Source organism: Bradyrhizobium sp. AUGA SZCCT0160 (genome assembly GCF_018130105.1).
Classification (GTDB): Bacteria; Pseudomonadota; Alphaproteobacteria; order Rhizobiales; family Xanthobacteraceae; genus Bradyrhizobium.
The window spans coordinates 510,208-524,309 of the sequence record NZ_JAFCMD010000001.1 but is presented as its reverse complement, the minus strand read 5'-3'; the positions used below and the strand labels follow the sequence as shown (position 1 = coordinate 524,309).

The following is a 14,102-nucleotide window of genomic DNA, read 5'->3' as shown; positions in this document are numbered from 1 at the left end:
TTCTACTGCAACGGATGTCTTTTGTTCACTAAACGTTCCTACTCCTGAATTGCCACTACGTTGCTCAACTTGGGTTTCGGCGGGACTGGATTTGCAGAAGCGCCTGCGCTCGCCGCGGATGCCTTGCACGCAGGGCGTGACCTCGGCGGCACGCGCTTCCCGGTTGCCGGACACCGCCGACCGGCGGCAAAACCGCGCCCGACGCTGCCGCAGGGAACCACACCACGGGCAAGACATTGACCTTCCATGAAAATGGCCAAGGCAATCCGGCAGCAGGCAGCCACCGCGGAGCGCGTCGCAGCGAACGCCGTTGACGCCTATGTCGCCGACCAGATGAAATCGCTGGCGCACGCCTTTCGAGCCCAGGCCGAGATCATCAAGAGGAAGCAGAAGAAAAAGAAGAAGAAATGAGCTTTTCCATCAAGGCCAAGTGCCAGCACGGCGGACTGATCCATCACAGGAAGACCGCAGAAGCTGCGCTCAAGAAAGCGCGGGAAATGTCGCGTGCCGGCTGTTATGACATCTGCATCACCACGCCCGAAGGACGCGATTACCACTCGTCCGAGTTCGCGGACCTGCCTCGCACGCCCAAAGAGCGAGCCGTTCGGAAATCGCATCCCACTCACAGGCCGGATACGCCGTGATGTGCCCGGGCCTGATTGACTCCGATCCTCAGGCTTGCGCGCGGCGATAAGGAACCAATTGCCGGCGGATCGATTGGCTGAGAATGATCCGGAGTTCAAGACATGACCGATGACGCCCCCACCCAGCCGTTCATTTACGAAGGCCTGGATCCGATCCCTGATCCCAAATCCACAATCGAGGAGGTCTCTGACGCCGTCAAAGGCGCGGCCAGCCGGGTCGGCGACGCGATCGAGTCCGGCCGAAAACCCGGCATGCCGCTAAGCATCCTTAGCAACATTGCACGTGAAGCTCCGCTCGGATCTCTCCTGGTCGCCTTCTTGCTCGGCGTCGCGGTAGCCCGGCGACGGTGAGGAGAAGGTCATGGCCGACAAATCGACCTTTACCGCCGACGAATGGAAAACGCTGTTGGAAAGCGTGATGGCACCCGGCCTTGCCGTAACGGCGGCCGAGCCAAGCGGGCTGTGGGGTCTGCTCCAGGAGAGTTTCGCAAGCGGAAAAATGCTGGCAAAGACGAAGATGGACACGGGCTCCAACCCGCTGATCAAGGCCGTGGTCGATGATTTCGCAACAAGCGAGGGGCGAGCCGTGGCGCGCGACGGCTTGAAGGAAAGTCTCAGCGGCAAAAAACCCTCCGAGGTCAAGACGGCCTGCATCGAAATCCTGCAGAAAGTCGACGGCGTCCTGAGCGCCAAGGCACCCGGCGACGCGGCTGCGTTCAAGAACTGGTTGCGCGAAATCAGCCAAAATGTCGCCGAGGCATCCACCGAGGGTGGATTTCTCGGTATTGGCGGTGTCGTGGTCAGCGATACCGAGAAGGCGACGCTTGCCGAAATCTCCAGCGCGCTCAAATTGGCGAGTTAGGCATCTCAATTGACCCGTTTGACCAACGGGCATTCGCTATTCGCCAGGTCGGAGTAGACCTCGCCGCTCGGAACCTTTTCAAGCACGTTGTAATATTCCCAGGGCGCCTTGACCTCCGACGGATCCTTCACCTGGACAAGGTAGAAGTCGTGCACGAGCTTGCCGTCCTCGCGCACCTTCGCGCCTCTTGCGTAGAAATCGTCAACCGGCATTGAACGCATTTTCTCCAGGACCGGATCCGTTGCATCGCCGCCAACCGCCGCGACGGCTTTCAGATAATGACTAACGCCTGAGTAGACCGCCGCTTGCGGTGCCGTGGGCATTGTGCCGCGCAGCTTGAAGAAGCGTTGGCCGAAGGCTCTGGTCTCGTCGTTGAGCGCCCAATACCACGCCGTGAGAGTCGTCAGGCCTTTTGCGATCTTCGGGCCCATCGCATGAACATCGGTGAGGAACATCAGCTCGGCCACGGGCTTTTGCTTGCCGGTGTTCATGCCGAACTCGTTCCATTGTTTCATCAACGTCACCAGCTGCTCACCGGCATTGGCGAAGGCGATGGCCTTGGCTCCGGACGCCTGGGCCTGCAGGATGAAGGAGCTGTAATCCGCGGTGCCGATCGGGTGATACACGGCGCCGAGCGACTTGCCGCCTGTTGCCGCGAGCACGCGCTGCGACTCCATCACCATGTTCTTGCCGAACGCGTAGTCGGCCGCAATGAAGAACCACGTATCGTAGCCTTGGGCGACCAGCGTACGGATCGGCCCCGACACCAGATTGTAGGAATCGTGCAGCCAGGCCAGGCCGTTTCGCGAACATTGCTTGCCGTTGAGCTCGGTGGTCGCCACGGCCGAATAGACCGCAATCTTGTTCTTGTCGCGGGCCAGTGATTGGATGGCGAGGCCAACGGCCGAGTTGGACACGTCGGCGACCATATCGACGCCATCGACGTCGAACCATTTGCGGACAATGCCGACGCCGATATCAGGTTTGTTCTGGTGGTCGGCGGCTATGATCTCGACCTTGATCGACGGCACCAATTTCCCAAAATCTTCCGCCGCCTTTTTGGCGGCAGCGATCGAACCTGGTCCGCTCAAGTCAGACAAGGGCCCGGTCTGATCATTGATGATACCGATCCGGACGACGCCACCGGAGAGTTCGGCCGCGCGAGCGACGGCCACGGATCCGATCATTGCCCCGCAGAGCAAAGCAGCAGCGGCCTTGAACATCATTCTTCCCGGGTTCACGCGGCCGTTGCAAATCATGCGAGTATCTTTCCCAAAAATGGCGCCAAGTTTCCGGCCGTCCAACCGCTCATGCAGCCGTCATTGCTTTCGATTTGAGCTTCAAGGCAGCCTTCTCGACCGCCGCCGCGCGCTTGCGAAGCCAGGGTTCGGCCTCAAGGCGCATTTGGGAAAGCATCTCGGGCGACGCATTCTGCACGGTGATATCGAACGGCGGCTGCGGTTGGTATTCCAGCATGAGCTGGAGTTTCTTCGCGACTTCTTCGCCGCAGAGCTCCGATGCTACCTGGAAGCCGAAATCAATTCCGGCGGTTACACCACCGCCGGAAATCCGGTTACGGTCGATCACGACGCGTTCGTCGACCGCGATGGCGCCAAAGGCGGCAAGCTGCTCGCTCATCAGCCAATGGCAGGCCGACTTGTATCCGTCGAGCAGGCCGGCGGCGCCGAGGATCAGGCAGCCCGCGCAAACCGAGGTGACGTAGCGCGCCGATCCACCCTTGTCGCGAACGAACGCAATGACCTCATCATCGCCCAGAAAATCAACCAGCCCCGGGCCGCCACCGATGCAGAACACATCCAGATCCGGACAGTCGGCAAAAGTCGTGGTCGGCAGCAGCGGCAGGCCGACGTCGCTGATCACAGGCTCGATGCGTTTCCAGAGCAGATGCATGCGAACGTTCGGAAGGCGGGCAAAGACTTCGAAAGGTCCGGTGACATCCAGCTGGGTCATCCCGGGAAAGAAAAGAAGTCCGATCTCGATCGGCTTGCCAGACATCGTGCACCCCTCTGTTGAACAAGAGGATGTTGACAGGCGAGGCCGTTTGCCGAAATGTCATAATACACGCATTTCCTGCCAAAACCTCACGAAGAGATTGCCTGACAAGACCCGCTCATGGCTTCGACCGCCCGCCGTCTGGTCTTCGTCCTGTTCGAGGATTGCCTGCTGCTCGACTTTGCCGGGCCGCTGCAAGCCTTTGAGCTTGCCTGCGAAACATCAGAGGCCGGCCGTGCGCCCTATGTCTGGCAGATCTGCTCGTTAAAGGGTGGTCCGGTCAAAACCTCGTCCGGCCTGGAGGTGATGACATCAGCCCTCTCCGACTGCGACCACACTGATATCGACACCCTGATCGTCGGTGGCGGCCCGGGCGTTCATCGTGCTTCGGCGGAGGCCGCGCTGGTCGACTGGTTTCGTCTCGCGGCGCCGAACGCTAGGCGTGTCTGCTCGGTCTGTACCGGCACCTTTGTTCTGGCTGCTGCCGGCCTGCTTCACGGGCGGCGCGCGGTCACCCATTGGGGCTCCTGTGAGATGCTGAGCGCGCAATACCCGGACGTTTCGGTGTTGGTCGATCCGGTCTTTGTTCACGACCGCGGAGTCTGGACATCCGCGGGTGTGACGGCAGGCATCGATCTGGCGCTCACCTTGCTGGAGGATGATCTCGGGCACCGCGAAGCCATGCGCATCGCACGCCGCCTGGTCGTGTTCCTGAAGCGGCCCGGCGGGCAGGCGCAGTTCAGCGTGCCGCTGTCACTGCAATCGTCCGAGGACACGGCGTTCGAAAATATCTCGACCTGGATGCAGGACAATCTCCGGCGCGATTTGCGCGTCGAGAGTCTGGCCGAACGCGTGGGCATGAGTCCCCGCACCTTCGCACGCGTGTTTCGGCAAAAGACCGGCCGGACGCCCGGCAAGGCCGTGGAAGAGCTTCGCGTCGAGGCGGCCCGCAGGGCACTGGAAGAATCCGCAGCCTCCATCAAGGAAATCGCCGCGCGCGCGGGATTTCAAAGCGAAGAGCATTTGCGGCGGGCGTTTCGGCGGAGGTTGAACGTGTTGCCACAGGATTATCGGGTGCGGTTTTATCGGGGGCAGAGGCAATAGTGGCGCGTATGGCGGAATAGCGTAGCGTAATCCGCGTTCTTGCTTGAAAATGCAGCGGCGGATTTCGCCTTCGGCTAATCCGTTCTCCACGCTCACCTGTGTGCTCGGCGGCCCCGAGCGCAAAACCCTGTTTTGCCTGAGCGCCGCGACGTCGTACGAAGAATCGCGGCAACGGAAGTCGTCGTCACGGATCGATGTGGTTGCGGTGGAAGTGGCGGGTGCGGGTAGTCCCTGAGCGTCGACGGGACTTCCGCGTCAAGCCATGTGGCGCAATAGCAACACGCCCTGGGAAACGCCCTTCATGACGCCCGTTGGTCGCTCCAGTTGTCCGAATCCATTCGTCGGATGCGCCGCGTCTGCTTAAGGTCGGGATGACGTAAGCTCATCACAGCTTCCGACAAGGGCCGCCATGTCGGAAATCGTTGAAACGCGTGTTACGCTCTGTGCCGATGCCGACCGGCCGCATTGGGCACGGCGCTTCAGGGCGCGCGCGACACGACCGGCCCCGGCACGCGTCAGCATCGTCGGGCTGCTGCTGGCCCTCTTGCTTACCGTCTTCGGCTCGCAGGCCGCACTGGCGCAGGTCGCCGATCTTGCCATGACGAAGACGGTGTCCGATCCGACCCCGAACGTCGGGGATGTGGTGAGCTTCACGGTCACCCTGAGCAATGCGGGACCGGACGCTGCCACCAACGTCAGTGTGCAGGATCTGCTTCCCGCCGGCCTGACCTTCGTGAGCGCCGCTCCGAGCCAGGGAACCTATGCATCGGGTAGCGGTATCTGGGACGTGGGTTCGGTCGCGGCCGGCGCGCCGGCAACACTGCAATTGGTGGCCACCGTTGCCGGCGCCGCTGCGCAAACCAACACGGCGTCGATCGCAGCCTCCGATCAGTCCGACCCCAACGGCGGGAATAATTCCGCGTCCGCGACGGTCACACCGCAGACCGCCGATCTGTCGCTCACCCACACGGTGTCCAATCCGAGCCCGATCGTCGGGGATGTGGTGACGTTCACGGTCACCCTGGGCAATGCGGGACCGAATGTTGCCACCAACGTCAGTGTGCAGGACCTGCTTCCCGCCGGCCTGACCTTCGTGAGTGCCACTCCGAGCCAGGGAACCTACAGCGACCTTACAGGTATCTGGACAGTGGGAACGGTCACGCCCGGCGCACCACAAACACTGGCGTTGCAGGCCACCGTCACCACCACCAATCCGACCACGAACACGGCGACGATCTCGCAAAGCGATCAGTTCGATCCCGCTACCGGCAACGATGCCGCGGGCGCAACGGTCACGGCGCACAATGCCAACGCCGACCTGTCGGTCACCAAGTCCGCCCCGGCGACCATCCAGCCGGGGCAGAACATCACCTACACGATCACGGTGAGCAATGCCGGGCCCGAACCGGCCGCCACCGTTACGGTGAACGACACACTGCCCGCGGGCCTAACCTTCGTGAGCGCCACGCCGAGCCAGGGCACCTTCGCCGCCGGTGTGTGGACGGTGGGAACGGTCGTCACCGGCACCCCGCAAACGCTGACGCTCACGGCGACGGTCAACGGGGCGCTGGCTGTCGGCACCGTCCTGACCAACGTCGCCACGGTGGCGAGCGCCACGCCCGATCTGAACGCCGGCAACAACAGCGCGAGCGTGTCGACGACGGTGACCACCTCCGCAGCGACGACGACGGCATTGACGTCTTCGCTCAATCCGGTCGCGTTCGCTCAAGCCGTGACGTTCACTGCCACGGTTTCGGCAGGCGGCGCGACAGGCAATGTCACGTTCAGGGATGGCGCGACGGTGCTGGCCACCGTGGCGCTCGGCGGAGCGGCGACGGCAACCTTCACCACCTCGTCGCTAGCCGTCGGCGCGCATGCGATCACCGCGACCTATAATGGCGATGTGAATTTCCTCGCCAGCACATCGCCCGTGCTGACGCAGTCGGTCGGCACAGCGGCCACGGCGGCGGCGCTGGCGTCCTCGCTCAACCCGAGCGAATTCGGCAAACCGGTGACGTTCACCGCCACGGTCACCAGCAGCGCGGGGAACGCCGACCGGCACGGTGATGTTCAGCGAGGGTGGCGTCGCGATCGGCACCGCCACGCTGGCGGCCGGCATTGCGTCCCTGACGACCTCGACGCTCACGGTCGGTTCGCACACCATCACGGCGAGTTATGGCGGTGCGGCGACTTTCGGTCCCGCGACGTCACCGGCACTGAGCCAGACCGTCAACACGCCCGCGGACAGCGTGAAGCTGCGCGCGTTGCAGGTTTTGGTGACGCCGATCGTGGCCCAGGTTTCCGGGCAGGCGATCTCCGGCGCCGTCGACAGCGCGATCGGCGAGGCCTTTAGCGGCGGCGGCGCCTTCATCTCACCGAGCGCCAGCGGTGTGCGTTTCAATTTCGCCGCCGATCCCGACGCGCAGCCGGCGAATGGCTCCATCCGTTCCACCGATCCCTTTACCGGCGCCGGCGGGACATTGGCCAACAATGGACGAAGCTCCGAGCCGGGCCAGCCTGCGCGCATCGAGGACGCGTTCAATGCGATCGGCTATGCGCCGTCCACCAAGGCGCCGCCGCTCCGTGTCGCCGAGCCGAAGGAATGGCTGGGCTGGGCCGAAGTGCGCGGCGCGACGCTCGATCGCTGGGGCAGTTCGTCAGCCGTGCCCGGCGCCACCGTCGTCTACGGCAACCAGATCAACCTGCTGGCAGGTCTGACCCGCAAGTTCACACCCAACTTCGTCGCCGGCGTACTCGGCGGCTACGAGACCTTCGACTATCGTTCCGATGCGCTCTCGGGCCGGCTGAAGGGCGACGGCTGGACCGTGGGCTCCTATCTCGGCTGGAAGATAACGCAAGGCATCCGCTTCGACGCCGGCGTCGCCTATTCGGGAATCGGCTTCGACGGCACGGCGGGCACCGCCGCCGGATCCTTCACCGGCCAGCGCTGGCTGGTCACGAGCGGGCTCACCGGCACTTACAGCAGTTACGGTTTCCAGATCGAACCATCGGCGCGCGTCTACGCGTTGTGGGAACATGAAAACGCCTACACCGACACGCTCGGCACCCTGCAAGCCGCGCGCGACTTCTCGACCGGCCGCGCCAGCGCCGGAACCAAGCTGGCCTATCCGGTCGCGTGGTCGGGTGCGACGGTCCTGACGCCTTACGTCGGCCTCTACGGCGACTACTATTTCAAGAGCGACAGCGTCGCGCTGGTCACGCCGGGCGCGCTGCCGTTTGTCGTGCTCGACGGTTGGTCGGCGCGCGCTGTTGGCGGCGTGACGGCGCGGTTCGACAACGGCGCGCAACTCGCCATCGGCGGCGAGCGCAGCGGCCTCGGTGGCAGTTTCGGGCTCTGGACCTATCGCGCGCGGGCATCCCTGCCCTTCGGTGCGCGCTAGAAAAGCGAGTAGCGCGCATGCGGAATCAGCGCGACACAATACCCGGATATCTCGCGTTGCTCATCCGGGTTACAGGCCACTCCAATACTGTTATGCGAGGCCTCGGCAGCCCCGCAGCAATAATTTTCCGTTTTCCAGAAATACCCCTTGACGCCACCCCCAAATCACCTGCACAGCTCATCCATCCCGTCCCAATGAGAGGGGCGCTCGCGAACGTCACGAACGTGGGACGGGGAGCGGTGGACGCGGCAGCGTCGCGCGCGACAGGTGACTGCAGGGTGAGATGAACCTCATGAGCGGCTCACGGCGCGCAAGACGAGCGATGCCACGCCCGAATGGACCTGAAAGCGAAGACGGGCCGTGCCCGGCGAAGCCAAAGGCGAAGACGGGAATGCTGCGTACGGCAAAACCGTGTGGTCCTGGCACCCGTTGCTGGTGTCAAGTTTGCGAAAGGCAAGTCGAACCCGACCGGGTCTCGATGAGCCGTCAATTCGCAGACGACGGTGACAAAAACGAACTCGTCACCGGGGAGAGCACGGCATAAGCCGTAAAGCCATCGCGCAGGGAATGTCGGATCGCCTCCGCTGCCCTGTATGCTCGTGTGCACTTTCCTTTGTGCAAACCGCACACGAGACCGCGGGTGCAGCGCGCATCCGGCATTCCCTGCGCCCTCTCTTTTTGAGAGGGCGGGAAGATTTCAAGCAAGACTCGGGCGCAATGCGTCGCGAGATCGCGGAGCCGTATTTTGCCGTCGTCCCGGCGAAGGCCGGGACCCATAACCACAGGGAGAAGTTTTGCGAAAAGTCTCTGCTACCGAGGCTTCACCGAGAGATCACGCGGTATGGGTCCCGGCCCCCGTGCGCAATTGCGCACTAGGCCGGGACGACAGAACGGATAAGCCTTCGCATGTCAGTTCCTTCAATTCAGAACAATTCGCAACAAACCTGCTTCTGCAAACCAGTTGCGACTAGCGCTGTGGATGGGCGCTTGATGTTGACGGACGCCCTGCTAAACCGCCGCTCATGACATTAACCCACGCCCGCGTTTCCAACCTCAAGACCAACGTCGCCGCGATCTCGATATTCGCCAGCGCCGGCATGGCCGCGGCGAAATTCGCGGTCGGGATTGCGATCGGCAGTCTGGCGCTGATCTCGGAGGCCCTGCACTCCTCGGTCGACGTGATCGCGACCATCATCACCTGGCTGGTGGTGCGCGTCTCCGACCAGCCGGCCGATGCGGAACATCATTACGGCCACGGCAAATTCGAAAGCCTGTCGGCGCTGTTCGTCATCGCGCTGCTCTATGTGCTGGCCGGCGGCATTTTGGTGGAATCCTGGAGCCGGCTGCGCGACGGCGCGCCGCCGCCGACGCTCTCGGCCATTCCCTTCGTGGTGCTGGTGATCGACATCGGCGTCAATTTCTGGCGGGCGCGGGCGCTGCATCGCACCGCGCGCGAAACCAAGAGCCAGGCGCTGGCCGCCGACGCGCTGCATTTTGCCTCCGATGTGCTGGGTTCGACCGCCGTCATCATCGGCCTGGTGCTGACCGGCTTCGGCTATGCCTGGGGCGACACGGCGGCGGCGATCGCGGTCGCCGTGATGATATCGCTGCTGGGCTTGCGGCTGGGACGATCGACCATCGAAACGCTGCTCGACCGCGCGCCGGAAGGCGCGGCGGAAAAAGCCACCGCGGCGATCCGCGCCGTGCCCGGCGTGGTCGGCGTCGAACGGCTGCGCGTGCGCATGGTCGGGCCGACCCATTTCATCGACGCCATCGTCAACGTGCCCCGCACCTACCCGATCGACCGCGTCGAGGCCATCAAGCGGATCGCGCAGGCGGCGGTGAGCCAGGCGCTCGGCGACGCCGATCTGACGTTCACCGCGGTGCCGGTGGCGCGCGACAATGAGAGCGTGCGCGAGCGCATCATGGTGATCGCGCGCAATTCCGGCCTCGCGGTCCACCATGTCACGGTGCACGATCTCGGCGGCCGGCTGACCGTCAGCATCGACCTCGAGGTCGACGGCGACATGGCGCTATCAGCGGCGCACGACATCGCCCATGAACTGGAGCGCAGCATCCGCGAGGATTTTGGCGAGGACGTCGAGGTCGACACCCATATCGAGCCGTTGGAACCGGAACTGCCCCACGGCACCGACGCCTCACCCGAACGGGTGGAAGTCATCAAGGCGGCGCTGACGGGTTTCGCGGCCAATGGCGCCATCCACGACATCCATAATGTGCGGGTGCGCGACACCGACGCCGGCGAAATCGTCAACTTCCATTGCCGCGCCGCGCCCTCGATGAGCGTCATCAAGGTGCATGAGAACGTCGACGAGATCGAGCGCGCGCTGCGCCGCGCCTTCCCGACCATCAAGCGCGTGATCAGCCACGCCGAACCGCCTTATGAGTGAGTTGGGCGTACTAATACGGACGCGTTCCTGTTTCGGACTCTTTTTGGAGTCCCCGATTCCCCGTTGGACAAGATTTATTTGATATTAACGAATCGTTGACTCTCGACAGCCCGGGAAAAACGGATTCAAATCGCTGTGATTCGGAAGTCGAGGGCTCTTCCGAAACGATGTGCAAAAATGAATTTTCGGTGGGGGTCTATTAGCATGGCGCGCGCGCATGCGGCGAACGCGTGTGTCCAATCCGATTCGATCAAGGGATTGGCGCAATCGATCGCTAAACCGGCTTACCACAGGCTGCTGATCGCCGAACCGGCGCTACGACGCGCCGTGCCGACCCTGATCATCGCCTTTCTGATCACGATCTGCCTCGGCGCGGTCGTGCAGGTGATCGACCAGACCCGGCAGAAGCGCGCCGCCATGAAGCGCGACCTCGCCGCCGTCACCGACCTCATGGCCGAACGCATCGATCGCCTCGCCTCGGTCCGGCAGGATCGCGCGCTCACCATCGACCGGCTGCAGAGCCTGCTGCCCGAACTCATTCCCTCCTGGGGCAACGCGGCCGGCCGCCATTTCATCATCACCGGCGTGGAGCATCGCGTGCTGGCGCGGATTCCGGTCGAGGGCCTCAGCGGAAGCGACCGCGTGCTCGACGTGATCTCCACCGCACAACTGCTCGCCGCGCCGGCTCAGCAGGGAATCATCAACGACATGACGCTGCCGAGCGGCAACGGCGCGCTGGCGATTTCGCGGCTGGTCAAGGCGCTGCCCGGCCAGGTCATCGTGATCCAGGAGAAGAACGATCCGCTGTGGGGATCGGACGCGGCGCTGTCGATGACGCTGTCCGCCACCACCGGCTTCGTCGTGCTGATCCTCGGCTTTGCGTTCCACTGGCAATCGACCCGCGCCCGCGAGGGCGACCTGATCAACGACGCGGTGCGCGGCCGGATCGACACCGCGCTCAACCGCGGCCGGTGCGGCCTGTGGGACTGGGACCTGTCGCGCGGCAGGATTTTCTGGTCGCAGTCGATGTTCACGATGCTCGGGCTCGACTCCCGCAACGACCTGCTCACGTTCGGCGAAGTCAACGCGCTGGTGAAATCCGACGACATCGATCTGTTCGCGATCGCCGATCAATTGATCTCCGGCAAGCTCGACCATATCGACCAGACCTTCCGCATGCAGCACACCGGCGGCCACTGGATCTGGCTGCGGGTGCGCTGCGAACTCAGCCAGTCCGCCGCCGACTCAGGCCTGCATCTGATCGGCATCGCGGTCGATATCACCGAGCAGAAGAGCCTCGCCGAGAAGACCGTCGAGGCGGATTTGCGGCTGCGCGACGCGATCGAGACGATTCCGGAAGCCTTCGTGCTGTGGGATGCGGAAGACCGCCTGGTGCTCTGCAACTCGCATTTCCAGCGCCTGCACAAACTGCCGGACTCGGCGGTGACATCAGGCACCTCCTATGAAACCGTGATCGAAGTCGGCAGCATGCCGGAGGTCCGCACCAGACTGCAGGAGACCGGCGCCCAAGCGCCGGGAGCACGTACCTTCGAAGCCCAGCTCGACGACGGCAGCTGGCTGCACATCAGCGAACGCCGCACCAAGGACGGCGGCTACGTCTCCGTCGGCACCGACATTACCCGCATCAAGGAACACGAGCAGAAGCTGGTCGAGAACGACGCCCGGATGCGCGCCAACGTGCTCGATCTGAAGCGCTCGCAATCCGAACTCGCCGACCTCGCCGAAAAGTACTCGCAGGAAAAAACCCGCGCGCAGGAAGCCAACCAGGCCAAATCAAAGTTCCTCGCCAATATGAGCCACGAGCTGCGCACCCCGCTGAACGCCATCATCGGGTTCTCCGAGATCATGGGCAGCGGCATGTTCGGCGTGCTCGGCTCCGACAAATATCAGGAGTACTGCCACGACATCCTGACATCGGGAAAATATCTGCTCGAGGTCATCAACGACATCCTCGACATGTCGAAGATCGAGGCCGGCCGCATGAAGCTCGACCTGGAGCCGCTCGATCTGTCGAACATCCTGGCGGAGTCAATGCGCGTGGTCTCGGGACGCGCCGAAGACAAGCATCTGACACTGGACGCCGACATCGAAAGCACCATCTCGGTCATGGCCGATCGCCGCGCAGTCAAGCAGATCTTCGTCAACCTGCTGTCGAACGCCGTCAAATTCACCCCCGACGACGGCAAGGTCACGGTGCGCGGCCAGGTGCTGAACGACTCCATCGTGCTGATGATCGCCGACACCGGCATCGGCATCGCCCCGGACTCGCTGCGCCGGCTCGGCAAGCCGTTCGAGCAGGTCGAGAGCCAGCTGACAAAAACCTATCAGGGATCGGGCCTCGGGCTTGCCATCGCGAGATCGCTGACCAGCCTGCACGGCGGAACGATGCGGCTGCGCTCCAAGCTCGGCACCGGAACGGTGGTGCGGATCACGCTGCCGCGCGAGCCGCATGCGCCGAAAGCGAAGCTGTCGGTCGCGGCCTAGCCGGCCCTCAAGCCGATTCCAGCGTCGGCGCGACTTCGCGGGCGATCTGCACCAGCGCTGCGATCAGCGGCGTCATCGGATCGCGCTGCGGGATCACCATGCCGATGCTGTAATCGACCACGGGATCGACGATCGGAATGCTGCGGACGGTATCCGCGAGCCCCAGCGTCTCCGCCAGCTTCGCCGGCATCACGCTGGCCCAGCGTCCGGTCTTGACGTGGGTATAGAGCACCAAGAGCGAGTTCGACGTCAGCGTCGGCATCGCCTCGGCGCCGACCGACGTCAGCGCGCGGTCGATGATGCGGCGGTTCTGCATGTCCGGCGTCAACAGGCACAGCGGCACCTGGCCGACTTCTTTCCACGTGACCTGCTTGCGATCGCCGAACATCGCATCGGGCGCCGTCAGCAGGCGGTAGCTCTCGTTGTAGAGCGGGATGGTGCGAACCTTGCCGATCGGCTCGTTCTCGATATAGGTCAGCCCGGCGTCGACCTCGAGATTTTCGAGCAGCCCCAGCACCTCGGCCGACGTGCATGACCGGATCTGGAAACGCACATCGGGATGGCGCGCGCGGAACGGCGTGGTCAGCTGCGCCACCATGCCGAGCACGGTGGGGATGGCAGCCAGCCTGATCTCGCCGGAGAGCTTGTCCTTGAGGCTGTTGATCTCCTGCCGCATGGCGCGGGTATCGCCGACGATCCGCCGCGCCCAGTCGAGCGTGCGTTCGCCCTCGGGCGTGAAACCCTGAAAGCGCGAGCCGCGCTGCACCAGCATGACGCCGAGGATTTCCTCGAGCTGCTTGAGGCTCGTCGACATGGTCGGCTGGGTGACGCCGCACGCCTCGGCGGCGCGTCCGAAATGCCGCTCCTTTGCGAGCGCCAGCAATAGTTCAAGCTTATCGAGCAAGAAGGCCTCAGTGAATCTGGTCGGTTAACCCCATGGTCCGGCGGTGACAAATACCATGGCCGCCGCTGGACCCATACGTCAAAAGCCGAACTCCAATCACGCGGTTTCGGCGCTCATTGGAGACTGATATCGCCCGATTTTCAGGGCTTATTAGGCGAGCGGCATGGAACGGGTTCCCAGAAATCTGGAACAATTCCAATTGCGATCGGGACGGGGGGCTGGCCGTCATTTCGCCTGCCCTCGCCCCTTTCAGCCGGA

General features: G+C 63.5%; 11 protein-coding genes and 2 pseudogenes. 10 read left to right on the top strand and 3 right to left on the bottom strand.

Going from position 1 to position 14,102, the window contains the following annotated elements:
- Positions 1 to 246: 246 nt before the first annotated feature.
- The 4 genes from JQ558_RS02490 (at position 247) to JQ558_RS02475 (ending at position 1,506) form a co-directional block, all read left to right on the top strand.
- On the top strand, positions 247 to 411 hold the full coding sequence (locus JQ558_RS02490) for a hypothetical protein (protein WP_212206015.1): 165 nt from the start codon (positions 247 to 249) through the stop codon (positions 409 to 411).
- Positions 408 to 644: a hypothetical protein gene (locus JQ558_RS02485; protein WP_212205546.1), complete on the top strand. Its 237-nt coding sequence runs from the start codon at positions 408 to 410 to the stop codon at positions 642 to 644. The genes JQ558_RS02490 and JQ558_RS02485 overlap by 4 nt, the downstream gene beginning before the upstream one ends.
- A 102-nt stretch (positions 645 to 746) precedes the next feature.
- Positions 747 to 995 (top strand): hypothetical protein, encoded by a 249-nt coding sequence (locus JQ558_RS02480; protein ID WP_212205544.1) that lies wholly within the window; start codon positions 747 to 749, stop codon positions 993 to 995.
- Positions 996 to 1,005: 10 nt separating this feature from the next.
- Positions 1,006 to 1,506, top strand: a complete 501-nt coding sequence (locus tag JQ558_RS02475) for a hypothetical protein (RefSeq protein ID WP_212205542.1) — start codon at positions 1,006 to 1,008, stop codon at positions 1,504 to 1,506.
- Positions 1,507 to 1,511: 5 nt separating this feature from the next.
- On the opposite strand, the gene JQ558_RS02470 is transcribed toward JQ558_RS02475, so the two are convergent.
- Positions 1,512 to 2,681 carry an ABC transporter substrate-binding protein gene (locus JQ558_RS02470; protein WP_312014943.1) on the bottom strand — a complete coding sequence of 390 codons (1,170 nt, stop codon included), beginning with the start codon at positions 2,679 to 2,681 and terminating at the stop codon, positions 1,512 to 1,514.
- A 133-nt stretch (positions 2,682 to 2,814) separates the two neighbouring features.
- Complete coding sequence (locus JQ558_RS02465) at positions 2,815 to 3,522, bottom strand: DJ-1/PfpI family protein (RefSeq protein ID WP_212292735.1); 708 nt, start codon at positions 3,520 to 3,522, stop codon at positions 2,815 to 2,817.
- Between the two features lie 117 nt (positions 3,523 to 3,639).
- Between JQ558_RS02465 and JQ558_RS02460 the strand changes: the two genes are divergently transcribed.
- From JQ558_RS02460 to JQ558_RS02445, 6 genes and pseudogenes are all read left to right on the top strand, one after another.
- Positions 3,640 to 4,623 (top strand): GlxA family transcriptional regulator, encoded by a 984-nt coding sequence (locus JQ558_RS02460; protein ID WP_212292734.1) that lies wholly within the window; start codon positions 3,640 to 3,642, stop codon positions 4,621 to 4,623.
- Between the two features lie 409 nt (positions 4,624 to 5,032).
- Positions 5,033 to 6,511: pseudogene (locus tag JQ558_RS37070) on the top strand (Ig-like domain repeat protein); the annotation flags it as partial.
- Positions 6,512 to 6,689: 178 nt separating this feature from the next.
- Positions 6,690 to 6,797 (top strand): annotated as a pseudogene (locus tag JQ558_RS38065) (hypothetical protein); the annotation flags it as partial.
- Between the two features lie 114 nt (positions 6,798 to 6,911).
- On the top strand, positions 6,912 to 8,024 hold the full coding sequence (locus JQ558_RS37065) for an autotransporter outer membrane beta-barrel domain-containing protein (RefSeq protein ID WP_312014956.1): 1,113 nt from the start codon (positions 6,912 to 6,914) through the stop codon (positions 8,022 to 8,024).
- Positions 8,025 to 9,046: 1,022 nt separating this feature from the next.
- Positions 9,047 to 10,435, top strand: coding sequence for a cation diffusion facilitator family transporter (locus JQ558_RS02450; RefSeq protein ID WP_212292733.1), 1,389 nt, complete (start codon positions 9,047 to 9,049; stop codon positions 10,433 to 10,435).
- Between the two features lie 204 nt (positions 10,436 to 10,639).
- Positions 10,640 to 12,940 (top strand): PAS domain-containing sensor histidine kinase, encoded by a 2,301-nt coding sequence (locus tag JQ558_RS02445; protein WP_212292732.1) that lies wholly within the window; start codon positions 10,640 to 10,642, stop codon positions 12,938 to 12,940.
- A 7-nt stretch (positions 12,941 to 12,947) separates the two neighbouring features.
- Here JQ558_RS02445 and JQ558_RS02440 read toward each other — a convergent pair whose 3' ends face one another.
- Entirely contained in the window at positions 12,948 to 13,844 is an 897-nt protein-coding gene (locus JQ558_RS02440; protein WP_212205530.1) for a LysR family transcriptional regulator, read from the bottom strand.
- Between the last annotated feature and the right edge of the window lie 258 nt (positions 13,845 to 14,102).